We start from the raw sequence: 19,869 nt of genomic DNA on the forward strand, positions 1-19,869 counted from the left end.
TGCCCCTTCAATCGTTACGGTAGATGGTGACGACGCAGGCGCCGCCCAGGCCCAGGTTGTGCTGCAGCGCGACGCGCGCGCCCTGTACCTGGCGCGCCTCGGCACTGCCGCGCAGCTGGTGGGTCAGCTCATAGCACTGGGCCAGGCCGGTGGCGCCCAGCGGGTGGCCTTTCGACAGCAGGCCGCCGGACGGGTTGGTGACCACCCGCCCGCCATAGGTGTTGTCGCCATCGAGGATGAACTTGTCGGCGCCGCCTTCCGGGCACAGGCCAAGTGCTTCATAGGTAATCAGTTCGTTGTGCGCGAAGCAGTCGTGCAGCTCGACCACGTCGAGGTCTTCCGGGCCGATGCCGGCCTGCTCGTAGACTTTCTGCGCGGCGGCGCGGCTCATGTCGTAGCCGACCAGGCGCATCATGTCGTTACTATCAAAGGTATCGGGGCGGTCGGTCGTCATCGCCTGGGCGGCGATATGGACGTCCGCGCGCAGGCCGTGGCGCCTGGCGAAATCTTCCGACACCAGCAGCGCGGCGGCCGCGCCGCAGGTTGGCGGGCAGGCCATCAGGCGCGTCATCACGCCCGGCCAGATTTCCGGGGCGTCCAGTACGTCCTGCATGGTGACTTCCTTGCGGAACAGCGCCAGCGGGTTGTTCACGGCGTGGCGGCTGGCCTTGGCGCGGATGCGGGCAAAGGCCGCCAGCGGCGTGCCGTACTTGTTCATGTGGGCCAGGCCCGCGCCGCCGAAATAACGCAGCGCCAGCGGGATCTCGGGCTTGCCGACCAGGCGGTCGGTGACGGCATCGAAATCGTCGAAGGGGGTCGGACGGTCGGTGAAGATGGAACCGAGGGCGCCGGGGCTCATCTGCTCGAAGCCCAGCACCAGCACGCATTCGGCGGCGCCGCTGGCAATCGCCTGGCGGCCCAGGAACAGCGCGGTCGAACCGGTGGAGCAGTTGTTGTTGACGTTGACGATCGGGATGCCGGTCATGCCCACCGCGTACAGCGCTTTTTGCCCGCTGGTGGAGTCGCCGTACACGTAGCCGGCATAGGCCTGTTCGACCAGGTCGTAGGACAACCCGGCATCCTGCAGCGCGGCCCTGGCCGCCTGCGCGCCCATCTCGTGGTAGGGGGCGCTGGCGCCCGGCTTGGCGAAGGGGATCATCCCGACGCCGCTTACATATACTTTGTTCATGCCTGTCTCCTGGATTCGGTGAAGTCGCGCCACTCGTTATCGGCTAATTATAGGTCAGCCGACCTATTTCATGTATGCCTCTGCGATAATCTCGCCATGACGCTCATTCCCGACACCGCCCTGCGCAATAAATCGTCCCTCACCACCGAAAAGGGGCTCGGACGCGCGCACGACATCCTGCTGGCGGCGCGCGGCCTGCTGGCGCAGGAAGGCTATGCCGGGCTGTCGATGCGACGCGTCGCTGCTGTGTCAAGCATGAGCTTGTCCAACGTCCAGCACTACTACGGCAGCAAGGAACAGCTGCTCGAGGCGCTGCTGCTGTACACGATGGACGACTTCCAGGCCAAGATGGACCGCATCGCGGTGGCGATGGCGGGCCGGCCGCAGGTGGAGCGCTTCCTCAGCACCGTCGACATGTTTTTGGAGGAGATCACCGACCCGGTGACGCATGCGATCTTCTTCGAGATCTGGGCGCTGGCCTCGCGCCATCCGTTTGCGTCCGATTTGATGGGCAAGATGATGGGGCGCGAGCGCAAGGCGATCTATGGCCTGATCCGAGGCTTGAACCCGGCCATCGGCGACGAGGACTACATGGCGCGGGCGGTGCTGATGGTGGCCCAGGTCGAGGGCCTGATGCTGTTCCGCCTCGACCGCCAGGCGCGCCCGGCGCAGTTCGAGGCCGTGCGCGCATCGGTGCGCAAAGTGCTGCTAACGCTCGCGACCGTGCCGTGAACTGGCTGTAATCGGCAAATCCGCCGCATTTAATTCGGGGCTTGAGCCCATCCGTCGCTTATACTCTTGGGGTTAACAACCTGTCACGGAGGCCGCACGGATGCACCATGAACTCAGCCTGATCACCACCATCGCTGCCGCACTGGGCTTCGGCCTCTTGTTCGGGATGCTCGCCATTCGCCTGAAACTCCCGGCCCTGGTCGGCTACCTCGCCGCCGGCGTCCTGATTGGCCCGGCCACGCCGGGTTTTGTTGCCGATGTGGCGCTGGCCTCGCAACTGGCCGAAATCGGGGTGATGCTGCTGATGTTCGGCGTCGGCCTGCACTTCTCGATGCGCGACCTGCTCGAAGTGAAGGGCATCGCCCTGCCCGGCGCGCTGCTGCAGATCGGGGTGGCGACCGCGATGGGCATGGGCATGGCGCACCTGCTGGGCTGGAGCCTGGGTGCGGGCCTGGTGTTCGGGCTGGCGCTGTCGGTGGCCAGCACGGTGGTGCTGCTGCGCGCACTCGAGGCGCGCGGCGTGCTCGATTCCATGAACGGGCGCATCGCGGTGGGCTGGCTGGTGGTGGAAGACCTGGTGACGGTGCTGGTGCTGGTGATGCTGCCGGCGCTCGCCGGGCCGCTGGGCGGCAAGGGCGATGCCGGCGCCGAGCTGTGGCCGGCGCTGGGCAAGACCCTGCTGCAGGTGGGCGCCTTCGTCGCCTTCATGCTGGTCATCGGCCGCAAGATCTTCCCGTGGTTCCTGTGGCGGGTCGCCAAGACCGGCTCGCGCGAGCTGTTCACGCTGGCCGTGATCGCGGCGGCGGTCGGTATCGCCTACGGCTCCTCGGCCCTGTTCGGCGTGTCGTTCGCGCTGGGCGCCTTTTTCGCCGGCATGGTGCTGCGCGAGTCGGAACTGAGCCACCGCGCGGCCGAAGAATCGCTGCCGCTGCGCGACGCGTTCTCGGTGCTGTTCTTCGTGTCGGTCGGCATGCTGTTCGATCCGATGGTGCTGGTGGAGTACCCGCTGGAAGTGCTGGCAACCGTCGCCATCATCCTGTTCGGTAAATCGCTGGCCGCCTTCGTGCTGGTGCTAATGTTGCGCTACCCGCTCAACACAGCCCTCACCGTCTCGGCCAGCCTGGCCCAGATCGGCGAGTTCTCCTTCATCCTGGCCGCGCTGGGCATGTCGCTCGGCCTGCTGCCGCAACTGGGCCAGAACCTGATCCTGGCCGGCGCCATCATTTCGATCGCGGTCAACCCGCTGCTGTTCACGGCCATCGAGCCGCTGCAGCGCTGGATGCGCGATCGCTCCGCACTGGCGCGCAAGCTGGAAAGCCGCGACGATCCGCTGGCCACGCTGCCGATGGAAACCGCGCACGAAAAGCTCAGCGGCCAGGTGGTGCTGGTCGGCTACGGCCGCGTGGGGCGCCGCATCGCCAGGGAGCTGACGGCGCGCGGCGTGCATTTCGTGGTGGCGGAGCAGAACCGCGAACTGGTCGAGAGCCTGCGCGCCGATGGCATCCCCGCCGTGGCGGGCAATGCGGCCGAACCGGCGGTGCTGATCCAGGCGCATATCACGCACGCGGCGCTGCTGGTGATCGCCACGCCCGACACCTTCCACGTGCGCCGCATGGTGGAGATCGCACGCATGCTCAACCCGTCGATCCAGGCGGTGGTGCGCACGCACAATGAAAGCGAAGCGGTACTGCTGCGCGAGGATACCGGCGGCAAGGTGTTCGTGGGCGAGGATGAACTGGCGTCGAGCATGACGCGGCATGTGGTGGAGACGCTCAGGGAGAAGGCGACGGCGCATTGAGATTTTGTAGGGTGGGCGGGTCCTCCCGCCCGCGCGTTCAACAGGCGGCAAGATCATCCCACGCGCCGATTCAACCGCCATCTATCACCGCGCGGGCGGGAAACCCGCCCACCCTACGGGCAAACTAAGTGCGTAAAAATCCAGGTTACGCCGCGACTTCTTCCACGCACAGCTTCAGGTTCGCATGCCGCCCGTGCAGCTGCGACGCGATCATCTCGCTGCGCTCTTCCAGCAGCGCGAACACGGCGTCCTTCGACAGCACATATTCTTCCATCAGCGTGTCCTTGAGCGACTCGATCACCAGCTTGTAGTCGCGGATCGCGTTCAGCGTGTAGCTGTAGAGCTCATCGGCCTTTTCTTCCACCAGGCGGATGGTGTGCTCGCCGCCCACATCCTGGTTCAGCTGCGAGTAATCGATCTTCGAGCGCGAATACATCGACAGGCGGCTGACCATCAGGTTGAGCATCCTGGTGATCTTCTCGATGTCGTTCTGGCTGCCCACCGAGATGCCGCGGGCGCCGTAGAACAGCTCCTCGGCCGCGACGCCGCCGTACAGGCCGACCACGTCACGCTCGAGCTCTTCCAGGGTGCGCAGCGACATGTCTTCGCCCGACTGCAGCACATAGCCCAGCGCGCCGATCTTCGAGACCGCTTCGGTGCTGATCTTGAGCAGGTGCGACTTTTCCTTCACTTCCGCCAGGCTCATGCCAGAGCGCAGGTAGGGGTCGATCTGCATGAAGAAGTGACCCAGCTCGTGCAGGGCGATGCGCTCGCGCTGCTTGTGCTTGTCGAGCGTGGTGGCGCGGTCGGTCAGGCCGATGGTGGCGCGCTCGTAGGCACGGAACAGCAGGTTGGTGTTGATGATCGTCTTTTCCTGGATCGACAGCATGCTGGCGCGCTCGACCACGGTTTCCAGCAGCGCCGGGCTCAGGTTCTGGGTGATTTCCGCGACCTGGTCCAGGTTGGTGTCGGTCCAGTCGACCAGGCCATCCTTCTTGCGCGACAGGAAGCTGCGCAGCAATTCCTTGCGCTCGCCCTTGTTCGGCAGGCGGAAATTGATCTTCACCGAGAAGCGGCGCAGCATCGCTTCGTCCATGTCGGTCGAGGAATCGTCGAAGTTCGAGGCGACGATCCAGATCACGCCCTGGCCCTTGTCGCTCTTCACGCCGTCCAGCAGGCCCAGCAGGGTGTTAGCGGTGTCGTCTTCCCATTTCTTTTCGCTGCGGCCACGCGGCATGAACAGCGATTGCGCTTCGTCCAGGAAGATGATGCATTTGCCTTTTGCGCAAGCCTTGCGGTACAGGGCATTGAGCGCCTTGGAGCCGCCGCCGACGTAGCCCGATTCCAGGGCCGAACCCGAGGCCGAGATCAGCGGCAGATTCAGGCGCTTGGCCAGGTAGCCGACCAGCTTGGTCTTGCCGGTGCCGGCAGGACCCGTCAGCATCACGTTGAACGGCTTGTCGATGTTGTGCGACTGGTATTCGTCGCGGTTGCGGATCATGTCTTCCAGGTGCAGGACTTCCTGCTTGATGTCTTCCATGCCGATCAGGTCGTCCATGCTGCCCTTGAGCTTGTCCGGGGTGATGACCGAGGCGCTCATGCCCATGCCCGGCACGCCGAATTTCAGCAGGTACAGCACCAGCAACACGACGCCGATGGCCAGCCCGTAGTTCTTCAGGAAGCTGCCGGCCTTCTCCCAGGCGGTCTCGCCCTCGTCCATCACGGCCTTGTGGCTGGCCAGGTAGTCGTCCCTGGCGATCGAGTAGGGAATCGCATTCTTGAGCAGCACTTCGCGCTCGAGCGACAGGTGCGAGGTGCTCGGCACCTTGACCACGTGCAGCGCGTTCTCGTCCTTGAACTTGTAGACGTAGCGCGGCGACTCCGACAGCGGCTTGGCAATCAAGAGGTAGTCCAGGCGGCCCTTCATGGCAGCCAGCTCGGTGATCTCGGCAATATTCTGCGAATGCACCACCGGGGTCAGATCCTGGGGCACGTTCGATTTCCAGATTGCCACTGCCGCGATCACGCCAAGCAGCGCCGCAATGGCGATGCGCACGTAAAAGTTCTTGAAGGCAATTTGAAGTCGGGCGAAATTCGGCATCGTTTGATCTCTTGCAAAGTTGGGTCGGACAGCGACGGTACTTCGAGGGTGCCGTGCCGGCGTGGTCTCGCAGGATCGGCGGCGGCGCATGGGGCCGCTCAAGGTCCAAACGTGTACGTTTGGTATTGTTTTGATGCCCGAAGGCAATAGGATATAAAGACTATACCTGTAAAAAAAACCGAGGTGTATACCGTACGTCGAAAAAAGTCATGAATTCGACGATTATAGAACATGAGATAACGGAATATATTATGAAGCTAACAGCAAAACTTATCGAATATTCAAAATTACCCTATATCTTTGCGAAAAAGACATTGTTAATCAGAACAAGAATTGCATTATTGATAGTGATTGCATGAGGCAAATTCGCGACAAGCAAAATCCGTTTGATTGAGCTCAACAGTATGCATCTGCCATCATCCTGATGACTTCTTTCTGCAACTCATCACCCCAATTGAACGCAAGAGTTTATGCTTTTTTGGTATGCTAATTATGTAAGACGAGGATTGTGCTGCCTCACCCATATGAGGCTGTACAGGCCGCATGCAAGTAACAGCAAGAAGGAACGGCTATGAAAAGATACGCATTGGCAGCAGCGCTGGCAATATGCCTCGGCAATAGCGCGCAAGCTGCCGTTATCGATCTCGCTGTAAATAATACTGAGGTAATAAGCGCCCAGCAGCCGGTACGCAATTTGTCCGTGACCCAGCGCCAGGACATCGTGACGCCCCCCACCCATATGTCGGAACTGCCCGAGCCGGAGGTCTTCGCCATGATGCTGGTGGGCCTGATCCTCATCGGGGTCAAGGCGGGCCGCGGCAGCAGCGAGAAGTTCAAGTAGCCGTCAGTTAAAGAAGGATCGCAGCCCCAGTCCTTGGCGACTTCGGGTTTACTACAGGCTCAACGGGACCTCGAGAAACCGTAGCGAGCGGAAGAAGCTTTGGCCGAGAAGCGCAGCCGTACTGACGGTACGGCCGGTCCGCCGTAGCGGAGCATCGCAGGCCAAAGATTCGACGCGCAGTAGGTTTATCGAGCGTCCCCACACAGGGCGTGCAACTTCATTAAGGTATTCCAGTTGCGCGAGGTAGTGCCGTCGCCCAGATGTTTCCCCAGGGCGGTGGCTGCCGCGCTATCGAGCATCCCGTCCGGACACCACACATAGGCCGCGCGCTCGCCCAGCGCCAGCCGGTCGCCGCCCCAGTCCTTGCCGTCGAGCGCGGCCAGCTTGTCGCGCTGAGCGGGGTCGCCCAGCAGGAACACGATCAGGCGGGCGTGGTCGTCGGCCACCTCGAGCAAGGGATTGTCGTCGATGACGGCGGACAGCTCGCTGCGTTCCAGCACGAAGACACGCGCCGCCACGCCCAGCTTGAGCACCAACGCTTCCTCGATCGCCGCGGCGGCATCAAAGGCCGTGGTGCCCGGCGCACGGAAGACAACGTTGCCGCTATTGAGAACGCTGCGTACGCCGGAATAGCCCAGCCCTTCGACCAGGGCGCACAGGTCCGCCATGGCGATCCGCTTGGCGCGCCCAACATTGATTCCCCGCAAAAATGCGACGTAGCAGTGGCTGGTCATGGGCGCGATGTTACCCCAGGCGATCGCGGCGCGGCGCGTCGTGCATGCCGGGTTCTCAGGCCAGGCCTTCGGCGCGTAGGGCTTCCTGCACGGCCGGGAGCGCGGCAACGCGTGCCTGGTAGGCTTGCAGCGCCGGCCAGTCGGCCAGGCTGAACTTGGCGAAGCCGACCCAGTTCAGCACCGTGAACAGGTAGGCGTCGGCGATGGTGAACTGGCTGCCTGCCAGGAACTGTCCACCTTCGAGCTTGCCCGCAAGATAGTTCAGCGGACGCGCCAGGCCGACCCAGGCTGCGGCGCGGCCTTCTTCGGTGCAACCGGGGGTGAAGATCGGCGTAAAGCGCTTGTGCAGTTCGGTGGCGACGTAGTTCAGGCTCTCCATCAGCTGGTAGCGATCGAAGGAGCCCATGGCCGGGGCCAGTTGCGCGCCCGGCGCCTGGTCCGCAATGTATTGCAGCAGCACGGCCGCTTCGGTCAGCACCTTGCCATTGTCCAGCTGCAAGGCCGGGACCGAGCCCTTGTCGTTGATCTCGCGGAAGTCGCCGCCGCTGGCGAGGGCCTTGGTCTTCATGCTGACGCGTTCGACCGAGAACGGCAGGCCGGCGGCGATGAGGGCGATATGCGGGGCGAGCGAGCAGGCGCCCGGGCTGATGAAGAGTTTCATGGAAGTCCTTTGGCAATGGGCGACACGGTCGCGAATGTGAAAGCGTACAACATTTTCATTGCTGCATATAAAAAGAAGGCTGCGCTGACGCGACAGTTGCTGTGCGCAAGCGCCAGTCCGGGCGGGGTCAGTGATAAGATCGATGAGCTGACAACAGGAGGGACGATGAGCGATACCTATGAGCTGCTGCCAATGGCGCACTTGTTCCCCGGCATGGTGCTGGCCGACGTGCTGCTCGACGAGCACGGCCACGTCTTGCTGGCCGAAGGCGCCATCCTGAGCGAGGCGACGATTGCTTCGCTGGCGCGGCATGGTGTCGCCGCAGTGCCGGTGGCGCGTGCCGCGCCCCTGCCCCAGCCGAGCGCGGCAGCGGTACAGGAGCGCCTCGACCATTTGTTCCGCCGCAACGAGCGCGAGGACCATGGCGACTGGGCCACCGGACTGCTGCGCCGCTACGTCGAGGATTACCGCCTCAAGCGCGGAGTGGCGCCATGAGCGCGCCGGTGGACGCCGTGCGCGTCGAGGAGTTGATCGGTAACGTGGAGGACCTGCCCTCGCTGCCGGCCGTCGTCATGGAACTGCTGGGCAGCATCGACCAGGAAGACGTCGACATCGCCGTGCTGGCCAAAAAAGTCGCGAACGATCCGGCGCTGACGGCCAAGACCCTGCGCCTGGCCAATTCCTCGGCCTTCGGGCTGCAGGTCAAAGCCACGACCATCCAGCAGGCCATGACTTTCCTGGGATACCAAGCCACGCGCAATCTGATCATGGCGGCCGCGCTGACCGGGTGCTTCCCGGCGGGACGCTGCCCGGGATTCAACGACAAGGCTTTCTGGCGCCATTCGATCGCCACCGCCGCTTGCGCGCGGGTGCTGGCGCGGCGGGTGCGCTTCAATCCCGATTTCGCGTTCACAGCCGGCCTGCTGCACGACATCGGCCGGCTGGTGCTGGTCTCGCGTTTCCCGGAACGCTACCAGGCGGTTTTATCGCTGCGCGACAAGGAGGATTGCGAGCTGATCGAGGCCGAGCGCGCCCTGCTGGGCATCGACCATGTCGACGCCGGGGTAGCCCTGGCCGGGCACTGGAATTTCTCCGACACCATGCGCCAGGCGATCGCCTTCCACCACACGCCGGAAGCGCAGGGGGCAGGTTTTCTGGCGACGATCGTGCACGTGGCGAGCGCCGTCGTGCATGCGCTGGACCTGGCGGGCAATCCGGACGAGCTGGTGCCCCGCGTCTCGGCGGTGGCCTGGACGGCCCTGGGACTGACGGAAGAAGCGTGGCTGCAGGCTTTCCACGATACCGAGCTGCAGTACGAGGAAATGACGGCCATCCTGATGGCTTGAAGCAACCGGTAGCGGTCGCCGGTCGGCGACGCCAATGAAGCACGTAGAACGACACGCCGAAAAGGCGCCAGATTAGACGCCGGAAGGGAACCGGCGCGGCACTGCGCTCAACGCGCGGTGCCGCAACTCGCTGATACCACAGGCATGACAGTCGCGGCTGTCATGCCCGCGGCATTAGTGAGCATAATTGCCGGACGAGGACGACGGAGTCGTTTCGTTGTTCTGTTGCGGTTGCTGTTGCTGGGCTGCTGCGGCTGCGGCGGCTTGTGCTGCCTTCTCTTCTGGCTTCGGACGGCCTTGTGCATCCGACAGGCGGTATTTGGTACGGCGATCGCCCATCAGGTCGCGCAGGTCGCGGATGCTCATGCCGGTCACTTCGTGCATGCGGATCAGCAGCGAAGCGCCGACCGGCAGGCGGTGGTGACGGATCTTGCTGATGACTGGCGGCGCGACTTCGAGCATGCGCGACAGCGCAGCGTCGTTCTTCAGTTGCATCTTGCCGAGCAGAATGTCCAGCAGGTGATTCGGATTGTAGCTTTCTTGCGAAGACAGAGCATGATGCTGTTGTGCCATGATGTTTACCTCTTAAGTTTGGTTAAAATACTTTCCTTACGAACTTTTGCTAAAGCTAAGTTTCCTTAACATCAGTTCCCGGACTACCTTGCAAGGATTTAACAGGTCGAACCTGAAGATCCCCTTAAGAAACGTACCGGATCGCATGCCCCCGCCTTACCTCTCCACATGCGCACTTGTCTTTCAAACAAATTATCAGGCTCATACGCCATCAGTACATCCGAGCGGCGCATGTGACTCATTGTCTCAAATCAAGCTATCGTGCGGAAAGCTTGTCACATCGGCATTTCAGCACATGGGGATTATTTGTGGCGCACGCAAGAGATTTCTGCAATAAATTTTCCTATCAGAAGTCGAAGCGAACTCATTGATTTACAAGAGGAAATAAATTGATCCGTATGGATAAATCCGTACGAATGATCGCCTGGAATCATCATCGCACATTTAACAATCTGAGCATAATCATAATTACTTTAGGTTAAGAAAGTAATCATTCCTGGCAGCACAAAAACCCGTCGCGCACATGCCTGTTTCGAGGGCAGTAGCCGATTTACGCTAAACTGGGCACCTTGTATTGCCACAGCACCAGCACCTCTCTTACACAGCACTCCATGCAGAAAAAAGTATTCATCAAAACCTTCGGCTGCCAGATGAACGAGTACGACTCGGACAAGATGGCGGATGTCCTCGGCGCCTCCGATGGACTGGTCCGTACCGATACGCCGGAAGACGCGGACGTCATCCTGCTCAACACTTGTTCCGTGCGCGAAAAGGCGCAAGAGAAAGTGTTTTCGGACTTGGGCCGCTTCAAGGCGCTCAAGCGCGACAAGCCGGACCTGGTGATCGGCGTGGGAGGCTGCGTGGCCTCGCAGGAGGGGCAAGCCATCGTGCGCCGGGCGCCGCACGTGGACGTGGTGTTCGGCCCGCAAACCCTGCACCGCCTGCCGCAGCTGATCCGCCAGCGTCGCTCAAGCGGCAATGCCCAGGTCGACATCAGCTTCCCGGAAATCGAAAAGTTCGATCATTTGCCGCCAGCCAAGGTCGACGGCGCCGTGGCCTATGTGTCGATCATGGAAGGCTGCAGCAAATATTGCAGCTATTGCGTGGTGCCCTATACCCGTGGCGAGGAAGTCTCGCGCCCGTTCGAGGACGTGCTGACCGAATGCGCCGGCCTGGCCGCCCAGGGCGTGAAGGAAATCATGCTGCTGGGCCAGAACGTGAATGCCTATCGCGGCGCCATGGCCGGCGGTGACATGGCCGACTTCGCGCTGCTGCTGGAATATATCGCCGACCTTCCCGGCGTCGAGCGCCTGCGCTACGTGACCAGCCACCCGAAGGAATTCACCCAGCGCCTGATCGACGCCTACGCGAAGATCCCGCAGCTGGTGAACCATATCTATTTACCGGTGCAGCACGGCTCCGACCGCATCCTCGGCGCCATGAAGCGCGGCTATACCGGCCTCGAATACAAGTCGATCATCCGCCGCATCCGCGCGGTGCGTCCCGACATGACCTTCTCGTCCGACTTCATCGTCGGCTTCCCCGGCGAGACCGAAGCCGATTTCGAGGCCATGATGAAACTCGTGGCCGACGTCGGTTTCGACAACAGTTTCAGTTTCATCTTCAGCAAGCGTCCGGGCACCCCGGCCGCCAACCTCGACGACGACACCCCGCACGAGGTCAAGCTCGCGCGCCTGCAGCGCCTGCAGGCTCTGATCGACGCCAACACCCGCAAGTACAGCGCGGCCATGGTCGGCACCGTCCAGCGCGTGCTGGTCGAAGGTCCGTCGAAGAAAGACGAAGGGCAGTTGCAGGGCCGCTGCGAGAACAATCGCGTGGTCCACTTTTTCCCGGAAGCGACCGGCCCATCCCTGGTGGGCCAGCTGGTCGACCTGCGGATCACCGCCAGCCACGACTACTTCTTGCGCGGCGAACTCGTCGCCAACTCACATACGATTGCCAAAGCCAGTTGAAAAATACCCCCTCCCAGCCTTCCTATTTCATCCCCGAGCCGCTCGACAACACGCGGCTTGCCCACCTGTGCGGCCCGCTCGACGAGAACTTGCGCCAGATTTCGGCCGCGCTTGACGTCACCGTCTTCCGGCGCGGCGAGAAATTCATCGTCACCGGCACCAATGCCGACCGCGCGGTCGAACTGCTCGAGCGTTTCTACGCGGTGGCCAACAAGGTCGTGCCGATCGAAGAAGTGCAGCTGGCCCTGGTGGAACAGCGCGTCGGCCTCAAGCCGCGCAACGGTGCGTCAGCCGAGCCGGCCGTGAAAGAAGCGCCGGCCGCCGGCGCGGACGATTCCGAAGACGGCGCCACGCCCGAGCTGGTCAGCCCGACGCTCAAGACCCGCCGCAGCGATTTGCGCGGCCGCACGCCGCATCAGATCGAATACCTGAACGCGGTGCTCGAGCACGACATCAGCTTCGGCGTCGGCCCGGCCGGCACCGGCAAGACCTATCTCGCGGTGGCTTGCGCGGTGGACGCGCTCGAGCGCGACGCGGTCAAGCGCATCATCCTGACCCGCCCCGCGGTGGAAGCAGGCGAGCGGCTCGGCTTCCTGCCGGGCGACCTGAGCCAGAAAGTCGACCCTTACCTGCGCCCGCTGTACGACGCGCTGTACGACCTGCTCGGTTTCGACCGCACCCAGAAGATGTTCGAGAAGCAGGTCATCGAGATCGCGCCGCTGGCCTACATGCGCGGCCGCACGCTGAACCACGCTTTCGTGATCCTGGACGAAGCCCAGAACACGACGGTCGAGCAGATGAAGATGTTCCTGACCCGGATCGGCTTCGGCAGCAAGGCCGTGATCACGGGCGACGTGACCCAGGTCGACCTGCACAAGACGCAGCGCTCGGGCCTGGTCGACGCCATGCACGTGCTCAAGAACGTGCGCGGCATCAAATTCACCCAGTTCGCCAGCGTGGACGTGGTGCGCCACCCGCTGGTCGGGCGCATCATCGACGCCTACGAGAGCAATGCCTCGATCGAAGAACTGGCCGCCCTCCCCAAACCGCTACCGGTGAAAAATGCAAGAAAAAAAACATGATCTCGACCTCGACGTCCAGTACGCCGACACCCGCCTCGAGAAAGAGCTGACCGAAGAGATGCTGACGCGCTGGGTGCAGGCGGCCCTGCTCGGCCCCGCCGAGCTGGCCATCCGCTTCGTCGACGCCGAAGAAGGCCAGACCCTGAACCGCACCTACCGCGGCAAGGACTACGCGACCAATGTCCTTACCTTCGCCTATAACGAAGGCGAGGAACTGGGCGCGGACGACCCGACCCAGGCCGACATCATCCTGTGCACCGACGTCCTGCTGCGCGAAGCGGAAGAGCAAAAGAAGACGGTCGAGGAGCACGCGGCCCACCTGGTGGTGCACGGCGTGCTGCACGCCCAGGGCTATGACCACGACCACGACGAGGAAGCCGAGGAAATGGAACAGTTCGAGCGCGACATCATGGAAGTGTTGGGCTACCCGGATCCGTATTCGGATTGAGCGAGCCGTTTTCGTACGGTGGAATGACGAAGGTCCACCGTGCGAAAACCAGCTCAGCCGCGGCACACGAATTCAGCATCCGCCCTTTTGGTGTATCCTATACCCATCGCAACAACGGCTTCACGCCAACTATGCCCGAGTATCCCAGTGACGTCCGATCGGACGCCAAACCCCACCGGTCGCTGTTTGAACGGCTGACCGCACTGATTTCCCCCGAACCTGAAAATCGCGCAGAACTCCTCGAAGTGCTGCACGAAGCCCACGAACGCAACCTGATCGATGCCGACGCACTCTCGATGATCGAGGGCGTGTTCCAGGTATCCGACCTGTCCGTGCGCGACATCATGGTCCCGCGTTCCCAGATGGACGTCATCGACATCAGCAAGCCGATCGAAGATTGGCTGCCGATCGTGATGGAAACGCAACACTCGCGTTTCCCTGCCATCGAAGGCGAGCGCGACAAGGTGGTCGGCATCCTGCTGGCCAAGGATTTGCTGCGCTATTACGCTGAAGAATCGTTCGACGTGCGCGCCATGCTGCGCCCGGCGATCTTCATCCCGGAATCGAAGCGCCTGAATGTGCTGCTGCGCGATTTCCGCGCCAACCACAACCACATGGCCATCGTCGTCGACGAGTACAGCGGCGTGGCCGGCCTGATCACCATCGAGGACGTGCTCGAGCAGATCGTCGGCGACATCGAAGACGAATACGATTTCGACGAAGAAGAAGACAATGTACTGTCGATCAAGGAAGGCCAGCTGGGCCCGCGCTGGCGCGTCAAGGCGCTGACCGAGATCGAACAGTTCAACGAAGAAATCGGCGCCGACCTGCTCGACACCGATGCCGACACCATCGGCGGCCTGGTCGCCAGCCACCTGGGCCGCATGCCGCACAAGGGCGAAGTGTTCGACCTGGAAGGCCTGCGCTTCGAGGTGCTGCGCGCCGATGCGCGCCAGATCCACGTTCTGCTGGTCGAAAAGCTGCCTTACACCCATAACGGCCGCGACTGATGCTGCGCCGCCGTACCCAGCCCGCCACCGCGCACGATCCGGCTGTCCGCAGGCCCCGGCCCTCGCCGAAGGCGCTGGTGCTGATGGCGCTCGCCGGCGCCCTCTCGCTGTTCTCGTTCGAACCCTTCGGCTGGTGGCCGGTGCAGTTCCTGGCGCTTGCCTATTTCTTCTACCGGGTCGGCGTCGAGAACTCGCCGCGCCATGGCCTGCTACTGGGCTGGGCCTTCGGCTTCGGCTGGTCGGTGGCCGGCATGCACTGGCTGTATATCGCCGTGACCCGTTTCGGCGGCCTGCCCGCCATCCTCGGCGCGATCTCGATCGCCCTGCTGGGCCTGTACATGGGCCTGTTCGGCGCCTTCGCCGGCGGCGCCGCCAGCTGGTTGCGACGCAAATGGTCGCTGTCGGTGACTGCCTTCGTGCTGCTGGCACTGCCCGTCAGCTGGGGCCTGTCGGAATGGCTGCGCGGCTGGGTGTTTACCGGCTTCCCGTGGGCTTCCTCGGGCTATGCCCATAACGTCTCGCCATTGGCCGGCTATGCGCCGATCGTCGGCGTGTACGGCGTCGGCATCCTCGCCGCACTATGCGCCGGCTGCCTGGCCATGCTGACCCAGCCTAAACGACGCTGGCACAACCTGGGCCTGCTCGCCGCCGTCATGGCGGCCGGCTTCGGCCTGAAGCAAATTACCTGGACCCAGGACGTCGGCCAGCCCGTGACGGTGCGCCTGCTGCAGGGCGACGTGCGCCAGGACCAGAAATTCGACGCGGCTTATCTGCTCGACATCATCGAGCGCTACCGCGGCATGATCACCGCCGCCCCCGCCGACCTGATCGCCACGCCGGAAACCGCGGTTCCCGTCACGCCCTACCAGCTCCCGGACGGCTACCTCGATGCGCTGCAGGGCTATGCCGTGCAGACGGGCAGCCACCTGATGCTCGGCATCCCGATGATGGACAGCCCGACCCAGTACGCCAACAGCGTGATCGCCTTCGGTCCCGGCGCGCAGCCCTACCGCTACGACAAGCATCACCTGGTGCCCTTCGGCGAATTCATCCCGCCGGGCTTCCGCTGGTTCACCGATTTGATGCACATCCCGCTGGGCGACCAGACCCGCGGCAAGGCGCTGCAGGCGCCCTTCCCGGTCAAGGACCAGCTGGTGCTGCCGAATATCTGCTACGAAGACGCCTTCGGCGAAGAGATCGCGGCCCAGCTGCGCAATGCGCCCAAAGCCGCAACCCTGCTGCTGAACGTGTCGAACCTGGCCTGGTACGGCGAATCGGTGGCGATCCCGCAGCACCTGCAGATTTCGCAGATGCGCTCGATCGAGACCGGCCGCCCGATGCTGCGCTCGACGAATAACGGCGCCACCGCCATTATCGACGCGCGCGGCCATATCGTGCAGCAGCTGCCCTTCTATGGGCGCGGCGTGCTCACCGCCACGGTGCGCGGCACCGAAGGCTTCACGCCCTATATCCGTTTGGGTAACCTGGCGTTCCTGCTGCTTGGTGGCCTGATGCTGGCGGGTGCGTGGTTCGCCGGGTACCGTAGGGTGGCCGGCTCCGCCGGCCGCGCGTCCAACTGACGGATGCTCCGTTGCGACGCATCCGCGATGTGAACGCGCGGGCGGCGAAGCCGCCCACCCTACGAAAATACACTTATTCAAACGGCTGAGCTGAATCCCTCCCCAGCCCCCCGCCAAAATTCAGTAGAATTAGTCATTTGGCAAACTAACCGTGTCTGCGGCTTCATCCCCGCGCCGCTCCTACAAGATGCTCACATTCCAACAAATCATCCTGACCCTGCAATCCTATTGGGACAAGCAGGGCTGCGCACTGCTGCAGCCTTACGACATGGAAGTCGGCGCCGGTACCTTCCACACCGGTACCTTCCTGCGCGCGATCGGCCCCGAGCCATGGCGCGCCGCCTATGTGCAGCCCTCGCGCCGCCCGAAGGACGGCCGTTACGGCGAAAACCCGAACCGCCTGCAGCACTACTACCAGTTCCAGGTCGTGCTCAAGCCGGCGCCGGAAAACATCCTCGAGCTCTATCTCGGTTCGCTCGAGGCGCTGGGCCTGGATCTGAAGAAGAACGACGTGCGTTTTGTGGAGGACGACTGGGAAAGCCCGACCCTGGGCGCCTGGGGCCTGGGCTGGGAAGTCTGGCTCAACGGCATGGAAGTCACGCAGTTCACCTATTTCCAGCAGGTCGGCGGCCTCGATTGCAAGCCGGTGCTGGGCGAGATCACCTACGGCGTCGAGCGCCTGGCGATGTATCTGCAGGGCGTCGAGAACGTGTATGACCTGGTCTGGACTACATGGGAAGAAAATGGTGCGGCCGGCGAACCGGTCACGAAGACGCTGAAATACGGCGACGTCTTCCACCAGAACGAAGTCGAGCAGTCGACCTACAACTTCGAGCACGCCAACACTGAGCTGCTGTTCCAGGCCTTCGCCAACCACGAAGCCGAAGCCAAGCGGCTGGTCGAACTGGCCCTCACGCTGCCGGCCTACGAGCAGATCATGAAGGCTTCGCACAGCTTCAACATGCTGGACGCGCGCGGCGCCATCTCCGTGACCGAGCGCGCCGCCTATATCGGCCGCGTGCGCACGCTGTCGCGCCTCGTGGCGCAGGCCTATTACGACTCGCGCGAGAAGCTCGGCTTCCCGATGCTGCCTGGCGCCGACAAAGCCGCTGCTTAAGAAGAACAGATTATGAACCAGACTCTCCTCGTCGAAATCCAGACCGAAGAACTGCCGCCGAAGGCCCTCGTCAAGCTCGGCGCCGCGTTCGCCAACGGCATCGCCAACGGCCTGAAGGCACGCGACTTTTTAGAAGCGGACAGCGTCGTCACGGCTCACGCCACCCCGCGCCGCCTGGCGGTCACGATCACCAATGTGCGCGCCACCTCGCCGGATAAATCCATGCGCGAGAAGGTGCTGCCGGTTTCCGTCGCGCTGGACAAGGACGGCAACCCGAGCGCGCCGCTTGCCAAGAAGCTGGCCGCGCTGGGCTTCCCCGACCTGCAGGTCGCGGACCTCGAGCGCGCCCAGGATGGCAAGGCCGAATCCTTCTTCTATACCTACACCGCCAGCGGCAGTGCCCTGGCCGGCGGCCTGCAGGACGTATTGGCCGACACCGTTGCCAAGCTGCCGATTCCAAAGCTCATGAGCTACCAGCGCCCCGACGGCGCCACCGTGCAGTTCGTGCGCCCGGTGCACCTGCTGCTCGCGCTGCACGGCGAACAGGTGCTGCCATTGAACCTGCTGGGCCTCGCCGCCGGCCGCCAGACCATGGGCCACCGCTTCCTGTCGCACGGCCAGGCCATCGCCATCCCGCACGCCGACCAGTACGCAGCCGTGCTGGAGGGCGAAGGCAAGGTGATGTCCAGTGCCGAAGGGCGCAAGGAAAGCATCCGCAAGCAGCTGCTCGAAAAAGCCGGCCTTGATAAGGTCCTGATGCCCGAGTCGCTGCTCGACGAAGTGGCGGCGCTGGTCGAATGGCCGGTCGTCTACGAATGCCGCTTCGAGGACGAATTCCTGGCCGTGCCGCAGGAATGCCTGATCCTGACGATGCAGACCAATCAGAAGTATTTTGCGCTGACCGACAGCGCGGGCAAGCTGCGTTCGCGCTTCCTGATCGTGTCGAACATCGCCACCGATGACCCGGGCGCGATCGTGGGCGGCAACGAGCGCGTGGTGCGCCCGCGCCTGTCGGACGCCAAGTTCTTCTTCGAGCAGGACAAGAAGAAGACCCTGGAATCGCGCCTGTCGCACCTCGCCAGCGTGGTCTACCACAACAAGCTGGGCACCCAGCTCGACCGCACCGAGCGCGTCACCATCCTGGCGAGCAGCATCGCGCGCCGCCTGGGCCATGATGTACCGCTGGCCGAACGCGGCGCACGCCTGGCCAAGGCCGACCTGCTGACCGACATGGTGGGCGAGTTCCCCGAGCTGCAAGGCATCATGGGCACCTATTACGCGCGCCACGACGGCGAGCACGAGGAAGTCGCCCTGGCCGCGTCCGAACACTACCAGCCGCGCTTCGCCGGCGACGCCCTGCCTTCGACCAATACCGGCCTGACCGCCGCGCTGGCCGACAAGCTGGAGACTCTGGTCGGCATCTGGGGCATCGGCCTGCAGCCGACCGGCGAGAAGGATCCGTTCGCGCTGCGCCGCCACGCCCTGGGCGTGATGCGCATGCTGGTCGAGAAGCGCCTGCCGCTGTCGATCTCGGCGCTGCTGATCGAGGCCGTGGCCGTGTTCGAAGGCCAGGCTGCGTTCAAGGATCCCCGCGCGGAAGTGACGACCTTCATGTTGGAGCGCCTGCGCGGCATGCTGCGCGAGCGCGGCTTCTCGCCGAACGAAGTCGAAGCCGTGCTGGCCCAGAACCCGGACCGCGTCGACGACGTCGTCCAGCGCCTGGAAGCGGTGCAGGCCTTCGCCGCGCTGGCGGAGTCAAGCTCGCTGGCCGCCGCCAACAAGCGCATCACCAACATCCTCAAGAAGACCGAGGCCGCCATCGGCGAAGTCAAGCCGGAGCTGCTGCAGGAACAGGCCGAGAAGAATCTGGCCGCCGCCATCGCGCGCGTGCGCCCTGAGGTCGACGCGGCGTTTGCGCGCGGCGACTTCGCCGGCACGCTCAAGACCCTGGCGCAGCTGCGCGACGACGTCGACGCCTTCTTCAACGACGTGATGGTGATGGCCGACGACCTGGCGCTGCGCAACAACCGCCTGGCGCTGTTGTCGCAGTTGCACAGCATGATGAATGGTGTCGCCGATATCTCGAAATTGGCGACGTAAGCTGGTAAGGTACGGGCCATGAAGCTCATCATCCTCGACCGGGACGGGGTCATCAACCACGATTCGCCGGACTTCATCAAGTCGCCGGCGGAGTGGATCCCCATTCCCGGCTCGCTCGAAGCGATCGCCCGCCTGAACCAGGCGGGCTACCGGGTCGTCGTGGCCTCGAACCAGTCGGGCATCGCGCGCGAATTGTTCGACATGCCGACCCTGAACGCCATCCACCAGAAGCTGCACGCCAGTGCGCAGCTGGTGGGCGCGGACATCGACGCCATCTTCTTCTGCCCGCATGCAGCGATCGACAACTGCGACTGCCGCAAGCCCAAGGCCGGCATGTTCGAAGAGATCAGCAAGCGCTTCAAGATGAACCTGAAGGGCGTGCCCACCGTGGGCGACTCGCTGCGCGACCTGCAGGCCGGCTTCATCATGGGCTGCGTGCCCTACCTGGTCCTGACCGGCAAGGGCGAGAAGACCCAGGCCACCGGCGGCCTGCCCCCGGGCACCCAGGTCTTCCCCGACCTGGCCTCGATGGTCAATGCCTTCCTCAAGACCGCGGCACAGCGGCCAGAATAACGAATAACAGA

Annotated in this window: 18 protein-coding genes; 13 read left to right on the forward strand and 5 right to left on the reverse strand. The window is 63.4% G+C overall.

Annotation, left to right across the window (positions count from 1 at the left end):
- Positions 1 to 7 precede the first annotated feature (7 nt).
- On the reverse strand, positions 8 to 1,189 hold the full coding sequence (locus tag AC56LR_RS01040) for a lipid-transfer protein (RefSeq protein ID WP_497126474.1): 1,182 nt from the start codon (positions 1,187 to 1,189) through the stop codon (positions 8 to 10).
- A 96-nt stretch (positions 1,190 to 1,285) separates the two neighbouring features.
- Between AC56LR_RS01040 and AC56LR_RS01045 the strand changes: the two genes are divergently transcribed.
- Complete coding sequence (locus AC56LR_RS01045; protein WP_497126476.1) at positions 1,286 to 1,921, forward strand: TetR/AcrR family transcriptional regulator; 636 nt, start codon at positions 1,286 to 1,288, stop codon at positions 1,919 to 1,921.
- Between the two features lie 100 nt (positions 1,922 to 2,021).
- Complete coding sequence (locus AC56LR_RS01050; protein WP_497126478.1) at positions 2,022 to 3,719, forward strand: cation:proton antiporter domain-containing protein; 1,698 nt, start codon at positions 2,022 to 2,024, stop codon at positions 3,717 to 3,719.
- A 145-nt stretch (positions 3,720 to 3,864) separates the two neighbouring features.
- On the opposite strand, the gene AC56LR_RS01055 is transcribed toward AC56LR_RS01050, so the two are convergent.
- Positions 3,865 to 5,820, reverse strand: a complete 1,956-nt coding sequence (locus AC56LR_RS01055) for an AAA family ATPase (RefSeq protein WP_497126480.1) — start codon at positions 5,818 to 5,820, stop codon at positions 3,865 to 3,867.
- Between the two features lie 700 nt (positions 5,821 to 6,520).
- On the opposite strand from AC56LR_RS01055, the gene AC56LR_RS01060 reads away from it, so the two are divergent.
- On the forward strand, positions 6,521 to 6,661 hold the full coding sequence (locus AC56LR_RS01060; RefSeq protein ID WP_497126482.1) for a hypothetical protein: 141 nt from the start codon (positions 6,521 to 6,523) through the stop codon (positions 6,659 to 6,661).
- 185 nt (positions 6,662 to 6,846) lie between these two features.
- On the opposite strand, the gene AC56LR_RS01065 is transcribed toward AC56LR_RS01060, so the two are convergent.
- Together AC56LR_RS01065 and gstA are read right to left on the reverse strand one after the other, a co-directional pair.
- A complete protein-coding gene (locus tag AC56LR_RS01065; protein ID WP_497126484.1) occupies positions 6,847 to 7,395 on the reverse strand; it encodes a DUF1697 domain-containing protein in 549 nt (182 codons plus the stop codon).
- Between the two features lie 55 nt (positions 7,396 to 7,450).
- Positions 7,451 to 8,056, reverse strand: coding sequence for a glutathione transferase GstA (gstA, locus tag AC56LR_RS01070; protein ID WP_497126486.1), 606 nt, complete (start codon positions 8,054 to 8,056; stop codon positions 7,451 to 7,453).
- A gap of 165 nt (positions 8,057 to 8,221) precedes the next feature.
- On the opposite strand from gstA, the gene AC56LR_RS01075 reads away from it, so the two are divergent.
- A complete protein-coding gene (locus AC56LR_RS01075) occupies positions 8,222 to 8,551 on the forward strand; it encodes a hypothetical protein (protein ID WP_497126488.1) in 330 nt (109 codons plus the stop codon).
- Entirely contained in the window at positions 8,548 to 9,402 is an 855-nt protein-coding gene (locus tag AC56LR_RS01080; protein WP_497126490.1) for an HDOD domain-containing protein, read from the forward strand. Before AC56LR_RS01075 ends, AC56LR_RS01080 begins: the two co-directional genes overlap by 4 nt.
- Before the next feature lie 174 nt (positions 9,403 to 9,576).
- Here the strand turns inward: AC56LR_RS01080 and AC56LR_RS01085 are convergent, their stop codons facing one another.
- Positions 9,577 to 9,975, reverse strand: coding sequence for a hypothetical protein (locus AC56LR_RS01085; protein WP_171083101.1), 399 nt, complete (start codon positions 9,973 to 9,975; stop codon positions 9,577 to 9,579).
- A gap of 611 nt (positions 9,976 to 10,586) precedes the next feature.
- Here AC56LR_RS01085 and miaB point away from each other — a divergent pair.
- The 8 genes from miaB (at position 10,587) to gmhB (ending at position 19,858) form a co-directional block, all read left to right on the forward strand.
- On the forward strand, positions 10,587 to 11,948 hold the full coding sequence (miaB, locus tag AC56LR_RS01090; protein WP_497126492.1) for a tRNA (N6-isopentenyl adenosine(37)-C2)-methylthiotransferase MiaB: 1,362 nt from the start codon (positions 10,587 to 10,589) through the stop codon (positions 11,946 to 11,948).
- Positions 11,945 to 13,030: a PhoH family protein gene (locus AC56LR_RS01095; RefSeq protein WP_497126494.1), complete on the forward strand. Its 1,086-nt coding sequence runs from the start codon at positions 11,945 to 11,947 to the stop codon at positions 13,028 to 13,030. Before miaB ends, AC56LR_RS01095 begins: the two co-directional genes overlap by 4 nt.
- A complete protein-coding gene (gene ybeY, locus AC56LR_RS01100) occupies positions 13,011 to 13,478 on the forward strand; it encodes an rRNA maturation RNase YbeY (protein ID WP_497126496.1) in 468 nt (155 codons plus the stop codon). The genes AC56LR_RS01095 and ybeY overlap by 20 nt, the downstream gene beginning before the upstream one ends.
- Before the next feature lie 131 nt (positions 13,479 to 13,609).
- The gene (locus AC56LR_RS01105; RefSeq protein WP_497126498.1) at positions 13,610 to 14,488 is read left to right on the forward strand and encodes a CorC family transporter; all 879 of its coding nucleotides are present in this window, start codon (positions 13,610 to 13,612) and stop codon (positions 14,486 to 14,488) included.
- On the forward strand, positions 14,488 to 16,068 hold the full coding sequence (gene lnt / locus AC56LR_RS01110; RefSeq protein ID WP_497126500.1) for an apolipoprotein N-acyltransferase: 1,581 nt from the start codon (positions 14,488 to 14,490) through the stop codon (positions 16,066 to 16,068). The genes AC56LR_RS01105 and lnt overlap by 1 nt, the downstream gene beginning before the upstream one ends.
- Positions 16,069 to 16,255: 187 nt before the next feature.
- Positions 16,256 to 17,185 carry a glycine--tRNA ligase subunit alpha gene (gene glyQ, locus AC56LR_RS01115; RefSeq protein WP_497126502.1) on the forward strand — a complete coding sequence of 310 codons (930 nt, stop codon included), beginning with the start codon at positions 16,256 to 16,258 and terminating at the stop codon, positions 17,183 to 17,185.
- 12 nt (positions 17,186 to 17,197) lie between these two features.
- On the forward strand, positions 17,198 to 19,285 hold the full coding sequence (gene glyS, locus AC56LR_RS01120) for a glycine--tRNA ligase subunit beta (RefSeq protein ID WP_497126504.1): 2,088 nt from the start codon (positions 17,198 to 17,200) through the stop codon (positions 19,283 to 19,285).
- 18 nt (positions 19,286 to 19,303) lie between these two features.
- Positions 19,304 to 19,858, forward strand: coding sequence for a D-glycero-beta-D-manno-heptose 1,7-bisphosphate 7-phosphatase (gene gmhB, locus AC56LR_RS01125; RefSeq protein ID WP_497126506.1), 555 nt, complete (start codon positions 19,304 to 19,306; stop codon positions 19,856 to 19,858).
- The last annotated feature ends 11 nt before the right edge of the window (positions 19,859 to 19,869 follow it).

This window comes from Telluria sp. ZT3P39, assembly GCF_059685935.1.

Bases quoted from the DNA above. Each gene is read 5' to 3' on its own strand.
- lnt (WP_497126500.1), top strand. From the start codon at position 14,488: ATGCTGCGCCGCCGTACCCAGCCCGCCACCGCGCACGATCCGGCTGTC.
- ybeY (WP_497126496.1), top strand. From the start codon at position 13,011: ATGCAAGAAAAAAAACATGATCTCGACCTCGACGTCCAGTACGCCGAC.
- AC56LR_RS01055 (WP_497126480.1), bottom strand. From the start codon at position 5,820: ATGCCGAATTTCGCCCGACTTCAAATTGCCTTCAAGAACTTTTACGTG.
- miaB (WP_497126492.1), top strand. From the start codon at position 10,587: ATGCAGAAAAAAGTATTCATCAAAACCTTCGGCTGCCAGATGAACGAG.
- AC56LR_RS01105 (WP_497126498.1), top strand. From the start codon at position 13,610: ATGCCCGAGTATCCCAGTGACGTCCGATCGGACGCCAAACCCCACCGG.
- glyQ (WP_497126502.1), top strand. From the start codon at position 16,256: ATGCTCACATTCCAACAAATCATCCTGACCCTGCAATCCTATTGGGAC.
- glyS (WP_497126504.1), top strand. From the start codon at position 17,198: ATGAACCAGACTCTCCTCGTCGAAATCCAGACCGAAGAACTGCCGCCG.
- AC56LR_RS01075 (WP_497126488.1), top strand. From the start codon at position 8,222: ATGAGCGATACCTATGAGCTGCTGCCAATGGCGCACTTGTTCCCCGGC.
- AC56LR_RS01065 (WP_497126484.1), bottom strand. From the start codon at position 7,395: ATGACCAGCCACTGCTACGTCGCATTTTTGCGGGGAATCAATGTTGGG.
- AC56LR_RS01085 (WP_171083101.1), bottom strand. From the start codon at position 9,975: ATGGCACAACAGCATCATGCTCTGTCTTCGCAAGAAAGCTACAATCCG.
- AC56LR_RS01050 (WP_497126478.1), top strand. From the start codon at position 2,022: ATGCACCATGAACTCAGCCTGATCACCACCATCGCTGCCGCACTGGGC.
- AC56LR_RS01080 (WP_497126490.1), top strand. From the start codon at position 8,548: ATGAGCGCGCCGGTGGACGCCGTGCGCGTCGAGGAGTTGATCGGTAAC.
- gstA (WP_497126486.1), bottom strand. From the start codon at position 8,056: ATGAAACTCTTCATCAGCCCGGGCGCCTGCTCGCTCGCCCCGCATATC.
- gmhB (WP_497126506.1), top strand. From the start codon at position 19,304: ATGAAGCTCATCATCCTCGACCGGGACGGGGTCATCAACCACGATTCG.
- AC56LR_RS01045 (WP_497126476.1), top strand. From the start codon at position 1,286: ATGACGCTCATTCCCGACACCGCCCTGCGCAATAAATCGTCCCTCACC.
- AC56LR_RS01040 (WP_497126474.1), bottom strand. From the start codon at position 1,189: ATGAACAAAGTATATGTAAGCGGCGTCGGGATGATCCCCTTCGCCAAG.